Source organism: uncultured Desulfobulbus sp. (genome assembly GCF_963662935.2).
Taxonomy (GTDB): domain Bacteria; phylum Desulfobacterota; class Desulfobulbia; order Desulfobulbales; family Desulfobulbaceae; genus Desulfobulbus.
Map to the genome: position 1 here is coordinate 1,915,788 of NZ_CAXXTL010000002.1, position 15,907 is coordinate 1,931,694.

The 15,907-nt window shown below is 48.5% G+C and carries 22 protein-coding genes and 1 pseudogene; 9 read left to right on the forward strand and 14 right to left on the reverse strand.

Annotated features, from left to right (window positions below):
• Nucleotides 1–26: 26 nt before the first annotated feature.
• The 10 genes from ACHZCX_RS12775 to ACHZCX_RS12820 form a co-directional block, all read right to left on the reverse strand.
• The gene (locus ACHZCX_RS12775) at nucleotides 27–1,481 is read right to left on the reverse strand and encodes a hypothetical protein (protein ID WP_319587610.1); all 1,455 of its coding nucleotides are present in this window, start codon (nucleotides 1,479–1,481) and stop codon (nucleotides 27–29) included.
• 795 nt (nucleotides 1,482–2,276) lie between these two features.
• On the reverse strand, nucleotides 2,277–2,897 hold the full coding sequence (locus ACHZCX_RS12780; RefSeq protein WP_319587611.1) for a hypothetical protein: 621 nt from the start codon (nucleotides 2,895–2,897) through the stop codon (nucleotides 2,277–2,279).
• A complete protein-coding gene (locus tag ACHZCX_RS12785; RefSeq protein ID WP_319587612.1) occupies nucleotides 2,894–3,769 on the reverse strand; it encodes a zonular occludens toxin domain-containing protein in 876 nt (291 codons plus the stop codon). Before ACHZCX_RS12785 ends, ACHZCX_RS12780 begins: the two co-directional genes overlap by 4 nt.
• A 2-nt stretch (nucleotides 3,770–3,771) precedes the next feature.
• Nucleotides 3,772–4,107, reverse strand: a complete 336-nt coding sequence (locus ACHZCX_RS12790; protein ID WP_319586006.1) for a hypothetical protein — start codon at nucleotides 4,105–4,107, stop codon at nucleotides 3,772–3,774.
• 2 nt (nucleotides 4,108–4,109) lie between these two features.
• On the reverse strand, nucleotides 4,110–5,486 hold the full coding sequence (locus tag ACHZCX_RS12795; RefSeq protein ID WP_319586005.1) for a hypothetical protein: 1,377 nt from the start codon (nucleotides 5,484–5,486) through the stop codon (nucleotides 4,110–4,112).
• Complete coding sequence (locus ACHZCX_RS12800) at nucleotides 5,483–5,836, reverse strand: hypothetical protein (protein WP_319586004.1); 354 nt, start codon at nucleotides 5,834–5,836, stop codon at nucleotides 5,483–5,485. Before ACHZCX_RS12800 ends, ACHZCX_RS12795 begins: the two co-directional genes overlap by 4 nt.
• 97 nt (nucleotides 5,837–5,933) lie before the next feature.
• Complete coding sequence (locus ACHZCX_RS12805; RefSeq protein ID WP_319586003.1) at nucleotides 5,934–6,074, reverse strand: hypothetical protein; 141 nt, start codon at nucleotides 6,072–6,074, stop codon at nucleotides 5,934–5,936.
• A complete protein-coding gene (locus ACHZCX_RS12810; RefSeq protein ID WP_319586002.1) occupies nucleotides 6,071–6,202 on the reverse strand; it encodes a hypothetical protein in 132 nt (43 codons plus the stop codon). Before ACHZCX_RS12810 ends, ACHZCX_RS12805 begins: the two co-directional genes overlap by 4 nt.
• 117 nt (nucleotides 6,203–6,319) lie before the next feature.
• The gene (locus ACHZCX_RS12815; RefSeq protein ID WP_319586001.1) at nucleotides 6,320–6,754 is read right to left on the reverse strand and encodes a hypothetical protein; all 435 of its coding nucleotides are present in this window, start codon (nucleotides 6,752–6,754) and stop codon (nucleotides 6,320–6,322) included.
• A gap of 47 nt (nucleotides 6,755–6,801) precedes the next feature.
• Nucleotides 6,802–6,945: a hypothetical protein gene (locus tag ACHZCX_RS12820; protein ID WP_319586000.1), complete on the reverse strand. Its 144-nt coding sequence runs from the start codon at nucleotides 6,943–6,945 to the stop codon at nucleotides 6,802–6,804.
• A 102-nt stretch (nucleotides 6,946–7,047) separates the two neighbouring features.
• Here ACHZCX_RS12820 and ACHZCX_RS12825 point away from each other — a divergent pair, with 102 nt between their 5' ends.
• Both ACHZCX_RS12825 and ACHZCX_RS12830 read left to right on the forward strand, forming a co-directional pair.
• On the forward strand, nucleotides 7,048–7,374 hold the full coding sequence (locus ACHZCX_RS12825; protein ID WP_319585208.1) for a transposase: 327 nt from the start codon (nucleotides 7,048–7,050) through the stop codon (nucleotides 7,372–7,374).
• Nucleotides 7,375–7,448: 74 nt separating this feature from the next.
• Nucleotides 7,449–8,390, forward strand: a complete 942-nt coding sequence (locus tag ACHZCX_RS12830; RefSeq protein WP_319585350.1) for an IS3 family transposase — start codon at nucleotides 7,449–7,451, stop codon at nucleotides 8,388–8,390.
• A 216-nt stretch (nucleotides 8,391–8,606) separates the two neighbouring features.
• Here the strand turns inward: ACHZCX_RS12830 and ACHZCX_RS12835 are convergent, their stop codons facing one another.
• From ACHZCX_RS12835 to ACHZCX_RS12850, 4 genes are all read right to left on the reverse strand, one after another.
• Nucleotides 8,607–8,747 carry a hypothetical protein gene (locus tag ACHZCX_RS12835; protein ID WP_319585998.1) on the reverse strand — a complete coding sequence of 47 codons (141 nt, stop codon included), beginning with the start codon at nucleotides 8,745–8,747 and terminating at the stop codon, nucleotides 8,607–8,609.
• A gap of 122 nt (nucleotides 8,748–8,869) precedes the next feature.
• Nucleotides 8,870–9,169: a hypothetical protein gene (locus ACHZCX_RS12840; RefSeq protein WP_319585997.1), complete on the reverse strand. Its 300-nt coding sequence runs from the start codon at nucleotides 9,167–9,169 to the stop codon at nucleotides 8,870–8,872.
• A gap of 225 nt (nucleotides 9,170–9,394) precedes the next feature.
• Nucleotides 9,395–9,601 carry a hypothetical protein gene (locus ACHZCX_RS12845; protein WP_319587613.1) on the reverse strand — a complete coding sequence of 69 codons (207 nt, stop codon included), beginning with the start codon at nucleotides 9,599–9,601 and terminating at the stop codon, nucleotides 9,395–9,397.
• Nucleotides 9,598–9,831, reverse strand: coding sequence for a hypothetical protein (locus ACHZCX_RS12850; RefSeq protein ID WP_319587614.1), 234 nt, complete (start codon nucleotides 9,829–9,831; stop codon nucleotides 9,598–9,600). The genes ACHZCX_RS12845 and ACHZCX_RS12850 overlap by 4 nt, the downstream gene beginning before the upstream one ends.
• A gap of 104 nt (nucleotides 9,832–9,935) precedes the next feature.
• Here ACHZCX_RS12850 and ACHZCX_RS12855 point away from each other — a divergent pair, with 104 nt between their 5' ends.
• The 7 genes and pseudogenes from ACHZCX_RS12855 (at nucleotide 9,936) to ACHZCX_RS12885 (ending at nucleotide 15,586) form a co-directional block, all read left to right on the forward strand.
• On the forward strand, nucleotides 9,936–10,361 hold the full coding sequence (locus tag ACHZCX_RS12855; RefSeq protein ID WP_319587615.1) for a helix-turn-helix transcriptional regulator: 426 nt from the start codon (nucleotides 9,936–9,938) through the stop codon (nucleotides 10,359–10,361).
• Nucleotides 10,362–10,453: 92 nt separating this feature from the next.
• Nucleotides 10,454–10,633: pseudogene (locus ACHZCX_RS12860) on the forward strand (hypothetical protein); the annotation flags it as partial.
• A gap of 806 nt (nucleotides 10,634–11,439) precedes the next feature.
• Nucleotides 11,440–11,751, forward strand: coding sequence for a transposase (locus tag ACHZCX_RS12865; RefSeq protein WP_319587616.1), 312 nt, complete (start codon nucleotides 11,440–11,442; stop codon nucleotides 11,749–11,751).
• Between the two features lie 151 nt (nucleotides 11,752–11,902).
• Complete coding sequence (locus ACHZCX_RS12870) at nucleotides 11,903–12,877, forward strand: glycosyltransferase family 2 protein (RefSeq protein WP_319587617.1); 975 nt, start codon at nucleotides 11,903–11,905, stop codon at nucleotides 12,875–12,877.
• The gene (locus ACHZCX_RS12875) at nucleotides 12,874–13,200 is read left to right on the forward strand and encodes a hypothetical protein (RefSeq protein WP_319587618.1); all 327 of its coding nucleotides are present in this window, start codon (nucleotides 12,874–12,876) and stop codon (nucleotides 13,198–13,200) included. Before ACHZCX_RS12870 ends, ACHZCX_RS12875 begins: the two co-directional genes overlap by 4 nt.
• On the forward strand, nucleotides 13,197–13,973 hold the full coding sequence (locus ACHZCX_RS12880) for a class I SAM-dependent methyltransferase (RefSeq protein ID WP_319587619.1): 777 nt from the start codon (nucleotides 13,197–13,199) through the stop codon (nucleotides 13,971–13,973). Before ACHZCX_RS12875 ends, ACHZCX_RS12880 begins: the two co-directional genes overlap by 4 nt.
• Nucleotides 13,970–15,586, forward strand: coding sequence for a hypothetical protein (locus tag ACHZCX_RS12885; RefSeq protein WP_319587620.1), 1,617 nt, complete (start codon nucleotides 13,970–13,972; stop codon nucleotides 15,584–15,586). The genes ACHZCX_RS12880 and ACHZCX_RS12885 overlap by 4 nt, the downstream gene beginning before the upstream one ends.
• Nucleotides 15,587–15,907 lie beyond the last annotated feature (321 nt).

The window sequence follows — 15,907 nt, forward strand, 5'->3', positions numbered from 1 at the left end:
CATATTACGTTGAAAAATAGGAAGGACTACCCGGCCAAGGTGGCCCTGAATTCGTTGCGTTTGGTTATCATCTTTTCTTTGAAAGCCTGTTCATCCTCAAAGAGTTGGTGGAGATCTTCTTCGATCAGGTCTTTGCAGAGATGGACGATCTTGTCGATGTCGTCGGGCTCGACTTCCAGGGAGGCGCAAACAGACATGAGGATTCCACGCGCCTGTTTGCGGAGCATGACAATATCTTTGTGTTTCACTGGGTGGGTGCGGACGTAGCCAAACACCCCGGACCAGACCACGGCCTGGACCTTCTCCCAAAATTCAGAGACTTTCGATTTCGATTGGTTGTGGTTCCGGTTGACCGGGTTTTCGGTATGGCGAGTCCATTCAGTGGTGAGATAGCGCCAAAGAGAACTGAGGGTATGCACCAGGTCGAAGACGGTATCAATGCGCTTGCCTTCATCGTTTGCGAAGAGCCGGAGCTTGGGCCGTCTGATTTGATACTCGACGCGGGTCACGGCCTGGGCATCGTAGCGATCCACGCCCCATATTTCGGAGAAAATTTGCTGCTTGTGGGTAGCCCTGGTGCGCTTGAGTTCGGTCACCTTGTCATAGACCCGAAGCATCATGTCACCGCTGCCGATGTTGAGGCCAGAAAACTTGCGGTTGGTATAGTGCCGATCAAAAGCAAGCTCATCCGGCTCGGGCTCTTCATTGCGCTGGCGGACCTTGATGCCGTCATAGTCGCTATCGTTACGTGCAAGGGCGATCCAATTCGTTCGATTGTCAAGCGTGGTTGCTTTAATATCAGTGCCTACAAAATCGGCAGTTAGATGCACCTCGGAGACTCGTTCTTTGACGATGGTACCGCCGTAGCCGGCAAGGAAGGATTTCACTCGCTCATAGATGGAATAGAACCCCGGCGACCAGCAGGAAAGGGAGCCTATTTCCAACCGGCAGTTGGGGATTTGCCCGTCTGACTTGCGTTTGTTGAACATCAGGGTGATGTCACCGGACTTAAGCCGGAAGCTGTACATCTTGGCACCAGCCCGGTAGAGGTTCCAGTCAAAGCCGTTTTCCTTAAACACCGGGATGCAGTCTTTCTCTGTGTCCTGGACTTGCTTTTTCATGAAATCGAGGATACCGAGAAAGCTGGCTATCTGTGGGTTCCATGACACCCAAAAAGACACTTTTAAAAAATCCAGACCCCTAGAAACCCGGTAGGGGGCAGTCTGTACTACTGGCAAACCACTTGTTAATCGGGCTTGTGGATCGAGGCAGGCGGCCAAGTCCTCGGTAGTGCGGACCTGAATACGCCGGGCGTCCTTGTGCAGAAGAAGCGGGTACCGGTGATTGTACCGGTGATCAGCAAAGGGAATGCCGGTCAATGGATCAGGCTCAGCTGGAGGCATGGGTAAATCGAATGTGGTACCCTGGATGATGCTGCGGAGTTTTTGAGACAGAAAGCTGTTGGAGCGACGGGAAGTCATGAGCAGTATTTCTCCATTGGAACATGAAAAGCTGATTGATATTGTTTTGACCTGAAACCCTTCTCGCAGAAGCGAATTCGAGAAAAGTCGTTAATTATCAGGATGATAATGCGATTTAATTACTTGACCGACTAAGCAAAATGTCTAACAATTAGGCAGCTCGTCAATGAGATGCCTCTCCCATTGATCGAGTAAAACCCTTTGTCGCGAAGGTACTCACCGCACGGCAAAGGGTTTTTTCTGAAATAGCCTTGCAGAGCCTTTTTGTCCGACCTATTATTGAAGCAAGACTTCTTTCCATATTGAGTCTCCTTTCCCCTTTGTTGTGCCTACTCCCCCTTGGCACAGCAAAGGGGTTTTCTTTTTTAGAGGGGCGGCGCGGTGCCCCCTCATGTGAAGATCAGACCAGCCGACAGAAACCAGACACACTTGCAAGATGGATGAAAAGGCACGTGCACCCCTGTAGCGCTCTGCTGAAAATCATGTCCAACGTCACAAGCCAGGTTTTAGGTGAAACTATTAAACAACGAGGGGATTTCTGACCGGCACGCGCCGCCCCTGATTTCCGCCTGCGGCGAACAGATCAAGAGCGCGTTCCGCCGCGAACCGGCGAGTCGGTACAGAAGAAGCCCCTAGTGCTCCCCTTGGTTGCTTGTAAGACGACGAAAAAAGGGCCGCTAAGCTTGAGGGCACGCTTCCCCCTTTTTTCGTTTTGCAAGACCAGGTTTTTTCCTGCTTTGCAGAACAACAGGCAACTGCAGCGCGGCTTTCCGGCCGCCGCGTCGCGGCCGTGTCTCAGATCTTGCCATCGGGTTTCCCATCTGTTGAATTGAGCTGGTCAGCCACGGTCTTCGGGATCAGCGCGTACCAGTGGCCGCCATCGTATTTGACCTGATGAGGAAAGGAGTCTTGGGGGTAGATGGTGGAGCCGAGGAGGAAGAAGGTGCCCCGGCTGGAGGTGGCGAAATCCAGTTTGAAGGGAACCCGGATATCTTCGGCCCGTTCGATGGTAAAGACGGTCTTTTCGTCGGTGGTGGATTTCAGCACCAGGTCGGCGGAAGCCAGAGCATGGGCAAAGGAGTCGAACAGCTTCTCGCGGGGGATGTTGTATTCGATCCAGGAAACGGTTTTTTCTCCGGCGCCGTTAAGAATGAACCCCTTTCCGGTCTGGTTGGTGACAAACAGCACCACATCTGAGAGCGGCACCTTGTCAAAATCAACTGAAACCGGACCGTCTTTCTTGGCCACCGGAGGCGCTGGATTGTCCACAGGCTCGGCAGCTTCGGTTTTTGCCGGTTGACTGACCGCTGGTCGAAGCTCTTTTAACGGTTCGGAAGAGCAGCCGGACAAACCAAAGACCAACGCCCCGGCCAGGAGCATGGAGGCAAAGAAGAGAAACGAGGGGAAGGCTTTCATGGAGTCTCCTTTTTCCGGTTGGTGAAAACGACCTGGCCGCCGCGATCCATGGGCATGATCGAATCGAGCCGGACGGCAGCGGGGGAACTTTTTGATGTGCTTGCTACGGGTTGCTTGCCTTTGCGCTGCTCATAGGAGGCCATGGCCTGCTTGGAGCCGAACAGGTCGCCGGTGCCGAGGCTGGACTTGGCAAAGAGCATGTACAGGGTGAAAAAAAGGACAATGGGGATAGCAAAGAACACCGGATGCTTGAGCACGTTGACATGCTGCATGATCCCCAGCTCCTTGACATCACTGGCGACGTAGGACTTATAGCAAAGGAACACCTTGGCGTTATAGGTCCGCACCGACTTCTTGAGCGGAGAACCGTTGGTGTCGCCGCCGCCGTAGGAAGAGCAGAGGTATTTCCGTTGAATCGCACTGCCGAAGAAATTGACCTTGCGATAAACATAGGTCCATTCCAAGAGTGACCGAACGGCGGAATCAATCCGTTCCACCGCCTGAGAGATCAGCACCACATCAAAACCGTTGTGCCGGTGGGTCGAGGCCCAGGAAGCAAAGGCGTTGTTCTTGGCGCTCGCCCATTCCCTGGAACCGAAAACCTTCTGGACTTCATCGAGCACAATTAATGATCCCGGCTGCACATGCATCCAGAAATCAGCCACCTGGTTTTCTTCGAGAAAATGCAGCTGTTTGACCAAGGCAAGATCAGAAAGCCCGCAATAGCTCTTGATCATCTCCAGACATTCCGGATCGGACATGCCGTCGATGTTGGTATAGACCACTCGGCCCCATTGCAGGTTATCGGTGATTTTCTTCACCGCTTCGTAAGTCTTGCCTGAGCCGGGAGTTCCGGCAAATCCGATAATCATGGTTACACCCTGGTTGCCCAACTCGGGATGAGATTAAGAGCCAACCGGATCAGGTAGGCAGCGCCAAGAATGGCAAAGCATTGAGGCAGCCCCACGGCATTGATCAGCCAAATGAGTTGCGTCGGCAGATGGGACCAGGTGGCCGCGTAGTTGAACAGGATCGAAGAGAGATCAACGGCGGCCAGGGCGGTTTCAACCACCGAGAGCAGCCCGTCGAAGATGGTAAAGACCACGAACTGGAGCAGAAGGATGAAGCCATCGAGAATCCAGAGAAACCCGGTTTCCACCCATCCCCAGAACGTCCGCAGCCAACCGATAATGACGCCGAATCCGCTCATATCTACCTCTTCATGATCACGGCCCGGATCGACAGGAAGCCGAAGCAGGCCAGAAGGATGGTCTTAAGAACAGCCAGGCCAGTGGAAAGGGTTTGACTCAGGTCGATGGTATGGTGGCCGTACTGTCCGGCTTCGATTTCGTAGACCGGGGAACCGCCACCGGGCAGGGAGTTGAAGAAGCTGGAAGAGAACGAGAAGAGGCCCGAGGATTTAACGGTGTTGAGGAACGAGGTGAACCGTTCCGGAATGTCAAAGTTGCCGGGATCGTAAGCATCTTCAAAAGCGGCGGAAGTTACGGCGGGAAACGTTTCAGCTTGTGGCACTTCTGTTTCTTCGGCTGGATTTTGAGCAGCATCGGCAGCGGCGGCGGCAGCTTGGGCAGCAGTAACGGCGGCTTGTTGGGCAGCAATCTGGGCGGCTGCATCGGTGGGATTAGCAGCAGCAACAGCTTGAGCGGCAACAGCGGCAGCGTTAGCCACGGCGGCGGTGTTCTGGGCTAAGAGGTCGTTAATTTCGGCCTGCGTGATTTTCGGAGTAGTGGTAGCGGAAACGGCAACAGGTGGAGCCTCTTCAGCGGTGGTGACGTCGTTTATAGAAGCGGCTCGAATAGCAGCTTGAACACCAGATGCAATAGCTGGAGTCGGGGCGGCTAGTACGTTATTTTTAAGATTGGCATAATCAACCGCACCAGCTTCAGGTAAAATAGTGGGCTCGGCTGTAGTTGTTACAAGGTTACAGACGTCAACATAAAAGCGATTATCAGCCCACCAAGGACCAATGCGGTAAAGTTGCGTTGAAGTATATGCGTAATAATAGCCGTCTGAACCGTTAATAACAGGGTGCCCTGTAAAAGCAGCCATTCCAGATAGGGATTCTTTAAAACCAGTACCAACAAAAGTAGTGGCAAGGCGGAAAGACTGATTGCTCAATTCAATAACAGCATCAACATGAAACTGAGTTGATGGGTAGATAGAAGGGCCAGTATTAGCTTCGACAGCGTCTTGCAAAGCAGGTGCAGCACCTGGATTACCACGAACATAATCAATCAGATCACCAACAGAAATCCCAAGAGAAGCATTTTTGCCAAGATAACTGGAAGATATTGAAGGGAAAGAAGCAGCAGTCACAAGAGCCATAGGGCCAACGGCTAGATATGACGGCTGAAAAAGTTTATCGGCGGCAGAAGCAACCGCGCCAGCAGTGGCGGAAACATATTCCGGCATCTGACCAGTTTTGACATAATATTGACCGGTAGAAGCGGCAAGCATAGAGGCACCGACAGCAGCAGCGCCAACAATGGCGAGGGCAGTACCTGCATGGGACCGAGCCGGAAGCATGACAAGCGAACAAATGATAAAGAGCAGGATGAACCGTTTCATTTCCCCGGCTCCCGCTTCTCGGTGTTGCGGTCTGCTGCCTTCACCACCTGTTGCCCAAACGCATCATCGCCGCACTGGCAGCGGTAACGTTGCGACTCGGGGTTGAACCCTTGACCCAGGCAGAGGAAGCGGAACAGGTCGCCCCGGTTGCTGCAGGACTTCTCGCAAACGCTCAGGTATTCGCCGCAGGATTTGGCCGGTTCAATATGCTTGGGGTATTCTGTGCTCCGGATGGTAGGAAAGCCGTTGGTTTGCGCCGGCAGGCCGCCGCCGTGAGCGTTGTTGAGGTGAGTGCCGGTAATAAAAAAAATCAGGTAGACGCCGAGGGCGTAGAAGAGCAGGAGTTTCATAGCAGTATCCTTTTCAAAAGGCCGATGAGGAAACAGAGGCCGATAAAGGCGATCAGTAAGGCCCAGCGCCGGATCAGGGGGAAAGACGGAATCTGGTTCATTGTGGTGCCTTCTTGAGCATTCGGTTGATCAGGAAGCCGCAGGCAATCAGCAAGGCGATCCCGGCAAAGGGTGCGGCCAGTTGCAACAACTCGGAGAACAGGGCAGCGGCATCAAAGCCTTCAGGCAGCTGGATCATTGGTCCCACCTCGTATGCGCGGCAATCACAAAGGCGATGGCGCAGAGCGCCCCCAGGCCAAACGACATGATATCCCCGAGCTGCAGGGTGATATTCTCCAGGATGGTGGTGAGTTCGGCGGCGGTCATCCCAGGTTCCCCACGCCGCGAATAAGCGAAAACACGTAGCTAACCACGAGGCCAGCGATCCAGCCGATCAGCACCAGGCCAAGCCCCATACCGTAGGCGGTAAGATTAAGTGTCATGTCAGCGCCTCATGGCGTTATCAAGTTCCTGGTAACGATCCTCGGACAGTTCCACCCCGTCCCGTTCCCAGGTGTTTTGTTTCTGGTCATAGATGGAGATTTCGCTTTCCGGCAGGCTGTCCGCGCCGCGATAGGCCAGATCAAGCTCATACTGGCGCAAAGGTGAGATTTCGATATCCTGGCGTTCGGATACGGGGCTGTTGTAGACAGTCGGAGCGGCGGGCAGAGATTTGAACCGGATATCGTGGTAGATTTCCCGAGCCCGTTGAGAGGAAGCCACCGGAGAAAGCAAGACATCCTTGAGCAGATCCAAGGCCATGAGGATGAACGAGCAGACCACCATGCCGAGAAACAAGGTCTGCAGATCCGTGATCAAGCCGCCCGTCAAGCGACCGACAGCTTCAATCAGATAGGACATGGGATCGACTTGCGGCATGGTTTTAGTCCAGGAAAATGGGGAGGGGAAACCCCTCCCCGGGTTGATCAGGCGCCTTTACCAGCGTGCATGGTGCGCTTCACATAGGCATAGCCGAGGAAGAGCAGGCCGATGCCGATAAAGCCGATCAGCAGGGTGGAAACGTTGGTGGTAACTCCGGTGATGTTGACTGCGTCGAAAAGTGCTTGCATGGTTTTCTCCTTATGCTTGCGGTTTGACCTTGTTTAGCGGATGACCCTCATTGTCTTGGTTCAACGGGAATAGGACTTTTGAGCTGTTCATGATAAACCATTATGAACGGAGGAAAGTCCATGCGAAAGAAACGTCACAACTACAGCCCTGAAGAGAAGGTAATCATCCTCAAGCGCCACCTGGTTGGCCGGGAAACGGTATCGGATCTCTGCGATGAATACCAACTGCAGCCGAATACATTCTACGGTTGGCAAAAGCAGTTTTTCGAAAAGGGAGCTGCTGCTTTTGCCCTAGAAAACAAAGACTCCAAGAAGGTACAAGAACAACGAATCCATCAGCTTGAAGATAAATTGCGTCGGAAACATGAAGTTCTTTCCGAGTTGCTGGAGGAGCATATCCAGTTAAAAAAAGAACTTGGGGAGCTCTGAATGGTAGCTGGGTTCCTCATGATACACGTGATACCGTTGTTGATTTCAGCAAGCATTGGAGCAAGAAAGCTGAAGTGGCCCTGCAAGAGATCATCGCTTGGCTGGCCGTTTCCAGGAGCAAGTTTTATGCATGGATCAAGCGGTACGGCAAGGCCAACGAACATAATGGGCTGATCCCCCGGGATTTCTGGCTTGAACCTTGGGAACGGGCAGCGATCGTCAATTTTGCTGTCAACAATCCCCTTGAGGGGTATCGGCGGTTGACGTTTATGCTACTGGATCAGGACATCGTTGCCGTCAGCCCCAGCAGCACCTGGCGAGTTCTAGGCCAGGCAGGGTTGCTGCAGAAATGGAACCGGAAGAAAAGCCTCAAGGGCACCGGCTTTGTGCAACCGCTCAGGCCCCATGACCATTGGCATGTGGACATTTCTTATATCAACATCTGCGGCACATTTTATTATTTGTGCAGCATTCTCGATGGATGCAGTCGTTTCATTGTCCACTGGGAGATCAGGGAACAGATGACGGAAATGGATGTGGAGATCATCCTGCAACGCGCCAAGGAGCACTTTCCCGAAGCCCGGCCAAGGATCATTTCAGATAACGGGCCACAATTTATTGCCAAGGATTTCAAAGAATTCATCCGTATCTCGGGAATGACGCATGTGCGGACATCGCCATATTATCCGCAGTCCAACGGCAAATTGGAACGGTTCCACGCAACCATCAAGGGGGAATGTATTCGTCCCGGTGTCCCGCTTTCCCTTGACGATGCCCGAAGAATGGTTGAAGGGTTTATCCATCACTACAACAACGTCAGGTTGCACAGCGCCATCGGATATATCGCGCCGATGGACAAATTGAACGGCAGAGAACAGGAAATATTCAAAGAGCGAGACAAAAAACTGGAAAAAGCCCGGGAACTGAGAAAGAAAAAACGACTTCGTGCCTACGGGCCAATCACCCCAAGGGGAGATAATACGGCTCCCCATAACCCCTTAATGCAAACAGCTTGAATGTCCATTTCCAACTGAGGCGGAACATCATCAGCATGGCAAGGCCGAAAATGATAAGCGCAAGGCCAAGAATACCGCCTACCGAGACGAGCATATCTGCCCTTACACCATCAAAAAATGTGGAACTGATAATCGGTGTCCAAGTCATTATCAGTGCCTCCCAAGGGGTGATTGACAACAAGAGCGAGCACCCCAAAACCCGCTCATTTTTTGTATTCAGTCGCTCAGTACGGGGAACAGGTAATTGCCGATCTCTTGGGCCTGCTCCCTGGTGATTATTCCGGCAGCGACGCACCGGCACAGGCGCTCCCCTCTTTCGCTATACGTCAGGGAAAAAGAGGTGCTTGGTTCATCCATCTGCCCGGAGGCTCCGCAATGAGCGGCGGGGCAATGGCCTTCCATGGAGTTCCGCCCGGCACCGGCAGACGCCGGAAGCCGGTCGGCTCTCCATGGGTTCGAACATTGGGCACGTCTGGTCATCAGACCGCCCACAGGTAATGGGGATAGTGCCAGCGGCCTTTGTTATCCTTCCACGGGCGGCACTGGACCTCGACTTCAATGGACAGATCCTCGTTCGGCATCCCGAGTTTGGACTTAGACATGATGCAGTATTTGATCGGATGGGAATGAGGGTCCGGGGCCGGAGTGGTGAAGATGGTTTCGATGATCGGGAAATTATCCTTATCGGTGCCCACCTGTTGTGACTCCTTGATACGGCCCGAGAGCCAGAGGGTTCCTGGTTTTGCGGTATTTTTGTCGGCTGTTTTTTCTGGTGACATGGTTTGTTTCTCCTTCTTTTTCTTTGGATTTTGGTGAGTTGTTCGTTTATACCTTAGTGGACTGTGGCACTTTCTCGCCGGGGTTCATGTCGTTGCAGTTTGATGCTGCAGAAGCAGGTCCAGCACTGGAGATAGGTCTCGTGTTCGCCTTCCGGTGTTTGGGTCACAGTGACTTCGAACGGCCTGCCGCAGGTGCTACACAGCATATCTGAGATGTCACGGAGTTCAGGGCCGCTTGTTTTCATGGTTGCGCAGTCGGATGGTGAGGTTGCGGTCAGTGGCGCGGAATTTGGATTCAACTAAAATGTAATTTTGACTCTGTATGAGAAGGACAGTCTTTATTTCGAGCTGAGTTATCTTGTTTGAGTTTGCGGTTTTCATTTCAAGGCCTTGGTATTGGTTCGCGTTGCGGTGAGGAGCGGTTTGTTTCATGGGGTTGGGCTCTGCCTGTTTAATGATGCGGCCCAGGTATCTGGGACTAATTCGCACAGCTTGAAGGTGGTGAGAGGGATCAGGGCGAACGCGGATGAGCATTGTTTGCACTCGTAAACAAGCTCGTAGCCTGGTTTGATAGAACGCACAGAAGGCGATGAAAACTCGCCTTGGCATTTCGGGCAGCAGGTGGAGGAGAGGAAATCGTAGGTTTGAGCGATCTTTTTCATGACTCTCCTGGGGTTCCTCGGGTTTGGTTTACGTTTGTGATAGAAGAGATCGAGTTAAAACAGTAAATGTTTGTATGCATACATTAAACAAATTGAATGTTGGCATGTCAACAAAAAATAACGAAAAAATAGCTGAAATTGGAGCAAGAATAAGATTATTCCGAAAAGGAAAAAATCTTACCCTCGTCCAGTTCGCAGATTTGATTGGAATTTCACACGGTTCACTTTCGAGCCTTGAAAATAACAGGTCAAAACCTGCAGCGGAAACACTTTCAAACTTATGTCTGTATACAGACATTGATATTGAATGGTTATTGACTGGCGAGAGCAAGGAGAGGGGGAGTGAAAGAAAAAGTGAAACCTTTTTTTCTCAACTTCAGGATTGGGGAAAAGAAATGGCTGGTTCAGAAAATATCGATTGGATGAAGCGACAGATCGAGGCGCAGTTCCCAGCATTCAAAAAATGGAAGGAAGCAAAGGAAGAATCAGAAAGGGGTGAAGATATCTTTCCATCGTCCAAGGTAGCATGATAAAATTTTAATTAGAAATCAATTAGTTGAATGTGTCCACGTTGTGGCATTTCTTTAAGGTTGAAGGTATTGCAATCATTGGGGTGAGCAAACGTAAGCTGACCAAAACCAAAGGCGCTTTACCGAATCAAGACAGCCTGTTGAAACTGCTCTATATGGGGATTCAGAATGCCAGCAAGAAATGGACGATACCAATCCACAACTGGTCACTGACAATTTCTCAGTTGGCGATATTTTTTGAGGGAAGGTTGGATAAGGAATTGAAACTCTGATAGGTATACTGGCTGTTGAAAAAGATGATTCTTTCAAATCCGCTCCAGCAAAAGCCAACTCCTCCGACGAGCAAGCTTGCAGGACCATTCTCGGAGCTGGCTTCCGCTTCCGCTCTTTTGGGTGGCAGATCGAAAATCGCAAACCCTGACACAGAACTCTGAACACTCCCCGGCTTTCTGGTAAATTGGAATCAAGAGGCAGGGCTATTATTGAGAGACAGTATCTCGCATGCGGGATCGTTTATTGACACTTAGTAAAAGACATTATATATAATGAAGACTTAAAAAGTCTCAATGCCAATATCAAAACTCAATATATTGCAGCAAAATTCACGTTGCGCTACTGCATAAGGTGTATACGCGTTTAGTCTCCGACTTTTTGCGGGACCATCATATATGGTTGTGACAAATAATGATCGGAAATAACTCGGTGCTAGAGTACCCCTTGGTAAGGAGGAAGTCATCAACTCAATCCCGATCGTGGGTTCCAATGCTTAGCATCTAGTTTCTTAATCCCCCATTAATCCACCCCTATCATGTTTGGAGTTATGACTTTGTCATGGCACGAACGTGCAATGGCAGTGCACTGCCATTGCTCAACATCATAAATAAATTACACAAGAGGTGCCTGTGCATCAAGGTGGCCCGGAAGATAATCGCATCCGTTCGCATAGTTAATTAGGGCATCGCAAGCCAGTGCCGCAAGCAATCCGTTCAATGGAATAATATTTTGGCAGTATAAAAAACTTTGAACCTGTCTTGGTTCAACGGGAATAGGACTTTTGAACTGTTTATGATAAACCATCATGAACGGAGGAAAGTCCATGCGAAAGAAGCGTTACAATTACAGTTCTGAAGAGAAGGTGATCATCCTCAAGCGCCACCTGGTTGGCCGTGAAACGGTATCGGATCTTTGCGATGAATATCAACTGCAGCCGAATAGATTCCATGATTGGCAAAAGCAGTTTTTCGAAAAAGGAGCAGCTGCCTTTGCTGCGGAGAACAAAAACTCCAAGAAGGTGGAGGAACAGCGCATCCACCAGCTTGAAGAAGAAATTGCATCGGAAACACAAGGTGTTGACGTTCATGATGCTCGATCAGGACATCGTTGCCGTTAGCCCCAGCAGCACTTGGCGAGTTCTTGGTCAAGCAGGGTTGTTGCAGAAATGGAATTTCCAACTGAGGCGGAACAACAGGTACCAGTAAAAAAACCTGGTAGTTGCCAGGTTAAATCGTAACTAATGCAGTATGATTCAGAGGTTTGCTTTGATGTCTATTGACCCCGCTTTTCCTTGCACAGCACCAGTTCTTGCTATTGTTATTCCTTGTTTCAACGAACAAGAATCTATTCCAGGTACACTGTTGTCTCTTTTGGGAGTTCTGGATAAACTGGTATCAATAGGAAGAATAACGACTGAAAGTTTTCTCTATTTTGTTGATGACGGCAGTACTGATAATACTTGGTATTTGTTGTCCTCAATACACAAGAAAGAGCATCGTGTAAGGTGCCTGAAGCTTTCCAGGAATTTTGGTCATCAGACTGCATTGATAGCCGGTCTCATCTCAGTTAAAAACAAATGCGACATTTCCATATCTATTGATGCAGACCTTCAACAAGATCCGAATGTAATGGATAAGTTTATTGAGTCGTACTTAAATGGTGCTGACATTGTGTTCGGTGTGCGAAACAACAGGGTTGCTGATGGAATTTTCAAAAGAATTACCGCCTTGGCTTTTTATCGGATAATGTCTATCATGGGAGTAACTATTATCAAAAATCATGCAGACTACCGATTGTTGAGCAAACGCGCGCTTGAAGCGTTAACAGCTCACAACGAGCCTAATTTATTTCTTAGAGCTATATGTGTCCAGTTGGGTTTCAAAACTGGAACCGTTTATTTTGACGTTGTTGAGCGCAATGCAGGGGTGAGTAAGTACTCTTTACGGAAAATGCTCAAGCTTGCGGTGAATGGTATAACTTCTTTCAGTATATTTCCTTTGCGAATAATTGCTATACTAGGCGTCCTCATATTTGGACTCACTGCACTGATGGCTATTTATGTTATTTGTCGAACACTTCTAGTTGGCGACACAGTTCCTGGCTGGGCATCCACGACATTGCCTATCTATTTCTTAGGAGGTGTTCAAGTCTTGTGCATTGGAATTATAGGGGAGTATCTGGCGGAGGTAGTAAATGCGGTTAAGCAGCGACCACGTTTCATCATTGAGACAGAGTTATTTTGAAAGCAATCTCCGGTGGTCTTTTATTTTTTGTATATGTTCCTGTTAGTTGTTTTGGACTGTACCTATTGAAGACAGCACTATCTTTGACATCACCCTGTTTCATAACAGGAGCAGCCTTATATGGATTTGGTGCGGTTATCTGGCTATTAATCTTGAAAGTTTATCCCCTTTCCATAGCGTTTCCAATAGCATCAGGTGCGTTAATGATAGGAACAACTTTGATTGGATTTTTCATTCTCAACGAATCCATTTCTTGGCAACATCTGCTTGGAATTGGGTTGATTATCTTGGGCATTGGACTACTTGCAATGAAAATACAATGACGGACTTTGTTGAGCAACAACGCGAACACTTTAATGAAATATCCAAACGCTACGCTGAAGCTAGAAAGCATCCTAATCATCTCCTGTTAAAAGATTTGATGTGGTCTGAATTTTTCAAAAATGTTGAATTTTCAGCGCCTACCGGTATGAAGGTGCTTGAACCAATGTGCGGCATGAGTGAGGGTTTGCAGATAATTAAGCGATATGTTCAAAAGGATATTGAATACTCTGGATTTGATTATAGCGACCAAATGGTCAAAATCGCGAGACGGGAGAATCCTCAATCTTGCATTGAGTTGCGTGACGCCACTTCCTACGATAGTGGAACCGAAAATTTTGACTGGATTATATTAATTGGGGGGCTGCATCATGTTTTTGCTAAGGCAGCTATTGTCGTTCAGAGATTGGCGCTCGCGCTATCTAAAGGAGGCTATTTCTTAAACTTTGAGCCAACGCATAACTGCTTGCTTACACGTCGGGCGAGGGCTCTTGTTTATAACAAGAATACACTTTTCGATCAGGAAACGGAGAAGGGGTTCGAATTAAAAAACCTCGACTTAATATTTGAACAAGCAGGATTTGAAAAAATTAAACAGATGTACCCTGGCTTACTTTCATATATTTTGTACTACAATCCAGATGCCTTTCCGTTATTAAACATAGGTGGAACAGCGTTCATTCATTCAGTGTTCGCTATCGACAAAGTTTTTTGGCGCACTTGGTTGGCAAAAAAACTTTCATTTGCTACCATAACACTATGGCGCCGTAAATGAATTGGTTCTTTGCACAACTTGCACGACATTCGGGTCCTGTTATATGTTACACTGTCGCAATTTTCATCGCCGCTTATAGTTGGTGGCCACTTTTTAGTGCACGATGGTCAATTATTGATGATCATGGAATAGTTTCTGCTATTGGCCCCGGAGACCATTTTTCGTTATCTGATATTCCAACCGCCTTAAGTAAAACGGAATTGTCGTCTTCATCAGAGTTGCCCCGTTTTCGCCCTAGTTATTACACCCTTCATTTTATTGAGACAGCGTTGTGGGGCGCAGTTCCCCAATATTGGTATGCCGCGAGAATTACATTAGCTGTCATTTTTGCAATATCTTTGACTTGGTTTTGCCTTTGCTTCACTGGCCCCGTTCTTACTTTGAATTTTCTGGTGTTTGTGCTATCCCGTCCTTATTGGTCGGACATTTTTGCGCGACTTGGTCCAGCGGAAACATATGCGGTCCTTGGGTTATGTTTAGTTGGGATCGGATTGGTTAAGGGAATTAGGCGAGGTTGGAATGTTTGGGCATGTACCACTTTGGCGCTAGGAATCATTATTGCTGCAGGAAGTAAGGAGAACTTCTTATTTTTGGCTATTTTTCCTTTATGGTTGTTGGGATCAAAAACCACTCAACTCTCTCATATGAAAAAAGGATTATTTGTTGCAGTGCTTTCTTTTATTATATGGATAACCCTTACTGTTTTGAATCGACTTAGTATTACCGGACGAGATGTCTATGCCCAAGATATCTCTTTTGGTTCTCGTAGCGAGTTAATTAAAAATTTTCTAATGAGAACGGATGTTTTGATATGGCTTGGGGTTATTGTTATTATCGGATTTTTCACGATTTTGGTACGGATTTATAATCGAAACAAACTTGACAAACCTCTTATAATATTAAAATTGCAGTTTGATCGTGAGGTACTGGTTCTTTTGGGGTTACTTGCCATCTTTGCTAGTCAGTATATATTCTACGCTGGATTATGGCCTGAAACTAATACTCCCAGGTACCTATTTCCAGGAATTCTTGCCGAGCAGATGGCTATGCTTATAGGTGTAGTGTCATTTGTTAAATTAGTCCGCTTTAGCGATCCAAAGGGTTTCTGGTTGTGGAGGCTGTCCGTACTTGCTACGATCTGTTTTGTTCGAATATTTATTCCAGACATTGAGAGGAACCACCAAACCGCAGAGATAGTAAAGATTGCAACTACTACTTTTACTAACAAGCTGAATGAAGGGGTGTTATTTCTTAATAAAAATCAGTTCGCTGTCGTGGTCCTTAACTCACATAACTTCATCGACTATGAGCCAATCTTTTCCATGCAGAGTTTCCTTCGGGCGGCAGGAATAACAGCGCCTATTTCAATAAAAATGAACAGTTACTCTTCTGCGAGTTATCCCCAAGATTCTCTCGCGGCTAAATTAGCTTGGACTATAGAAGATATGCAAAACGGGAGAAAATATAGGCGTGATGGAAAAGAATATCCAGAGCATATGCGCAACCTTTTCACCCCTTTTCAAAATTTAGATCTATCAAAAGGTTGTTATTCGTTCGGAATGAGTGGTCCCTCTTCTTTAGAATGTAAGCAAGGGGTGGTGATTTACCCTTAATTACTCCATACTTTCTCGGCATCACAGATGGGGAGTTCCGGGGACATGATATCTAATTCTTGATTTCTCAGGTGTCCCGCAAGTATCCCGGTATACGCTGCACGCTTTGAAAACAGATCCAGGTACCGGGTTCAACTCCCGGCGCCGCAATCGATTTCTTCAATGAAGACAGTCGATTGCCGTTTTCTTTTTCCTTGACATTCGATCAGACTATCGAATAGTCCATAAGGTGTCATCGTCCACTCCTTGGAATATTCACAAGGTTCCATAGCTGATTATTTTTGGGTCCCCTCTTCTCCCTCCTCCAACTGCAAGGATGAG

Excerpts from the sequence above, each read along its gene's own strand:
- ACHZCX_RS12775 (WP_319587610.1), bottom strand. The coding sequence starts at position 1,481 with ATGACTTCCCGTCGCTCCAACAGCTTTCTGTCTCAAAAACTCCGCAGC.
- ACHZCX_RS12780 (WP_319587611.1), bottom strand. The coding sequence starts at position 2,897 with ATGAAAGCCTTCCCCTCGTTTCTCTTCTTTGCCTCCATGCTCCTGGCC.
- ACHZCX_RS12785 (WP_319587612.1), bottom strand. The coding sequence starts at position 3,769 with ATGATTATCGGATTTGCCGGAACTCCCGGCTCAGGCAAGACTTACGAA.
- ACHZCX_RS12790 (WP_319586006.1), bottom strand. The coding sequence starts at position 4,107 with ATGAGCGGATTCGGCGTCATTATCGGTTGGCTGCGGACGTTCTGGGGA.
- ACHZCX_RS12795 (WP_319586005.1), bottom strand. The coding sequence starts at position 5,486 with ATGAAACGGTTCATCCTGCTCTTTATCATTTGTTCGCTTGTCATGCTT.
- ACHZCX_RS12800 (WP_319586004.1), bottom strand. The coding sequence starts at position 5,836 with ATGAAACTCCTGCTCTTCTACGCCCTCGGCGTCTACCTGATTTTTTTT.
- ACHZCX_RS12805 (WP_319586003.1), bottom strand. The coding sequence starts at position 6,074 with ATGATCCAGCTGCCTGAAGGCTTTGATGCCGCTGCCCTGTTCTCCGAG.
- ACHZCX_RS12810 (WP_319586002.1), bottom strand. The coding sequence starts at position 6,202 with ATGACCGCCGCCGAACTCACCACCATCCTGGAGAATATCACCCTGCAG.
- ACHZCX_RS12815 (WP_319586001.1), bottom strand. The coding sequence starts at position 6,754 with ATGCCGCAAGTCGATCCCATGTCCTATCTGATTGAAGCTGTCGGTCGC.
- ACHZCX_RS12820 (WP_319586000.1), bottom strand. The coding sequence starts at position 6,945 with ATGCAAGCACTTTTCGACGCAGTCAACATCACCGGAGTTACCACCAAC.
- ACHZCX_RS12825 (WP_319585208.1), top strand. The coding sequence starts at position 7,048 with ATGAACGGAGGAAAGTCCATGCGAAAGAAACGTCACAACTACAGCCCT.
- ACHZCX_RS12835 (WP_319585998.1), bottom strand. The coding sequence starts at position 8,747 with ATGGATGAACCAAGCACCTCTTTTTCCCTGACGTATAGCGAAAGAGGG.
- ACHZCX_RS12840 (WP_319585997.1), bottom strand. The coding sequence starts at position 9,169 with ATGTCACCAGAAAAAACAGCCGACAAAAATACCGCAAAACCAGGAACC.
- ACHZCX_RS12845 (WP_319587613.1), bottom strand. The coding sequence starts at position 9,601 with ATGAAACAAACCGCTCCTCACCGCAACGCGAACCAATACCAAGGCCTT.
- ACHZCX_RS12850 (WP_319587614.1), bottom strand. The coding sequence starts at position 9,831 with ATGAAAAAGATCGCTCAAACCTACGATTTCCTCTCCTCCACCTGCTGC.
- ACHZCX_RS12855 (WP_319587615.1), top strand. The coding sequence starts at position 9,936 with ATGTCAACAAAAAATAACGAAAAAATAGCTGAAATTGGAGCAAGAATA.
- ACHZCX_RS12865 (WP_319587616.1), top strand. The coding sequence starts at position 11,440 with ATGAACGGAGGAAAGTCCATGCGAAAGAAGCGTTACAATTACAGTTCT.
- ACHZCX_RS12870 (WP_319587617.1), top strand. The coding sequence starts at position 11,903 with ATGTCTATTGACCCCGCTTTTCCTTGCACAGCACCAGTTCTTGCTATT.
- ACHZCX_RS12880 (WP_319587619.1), top strand. The coding sequence starts at position 13,197 with ATGACGGACTTTGTTGAGCAACAACGCGAACACTTTAATGAAATATCC.
- ACHZCX_RS12885 (WP_319587620.1), top strand. The coding sequence starts at position 13,970 with ATGAATTGGTTCTTTGCACAACTTGCACGACATTCGGGTCCTGTTATA.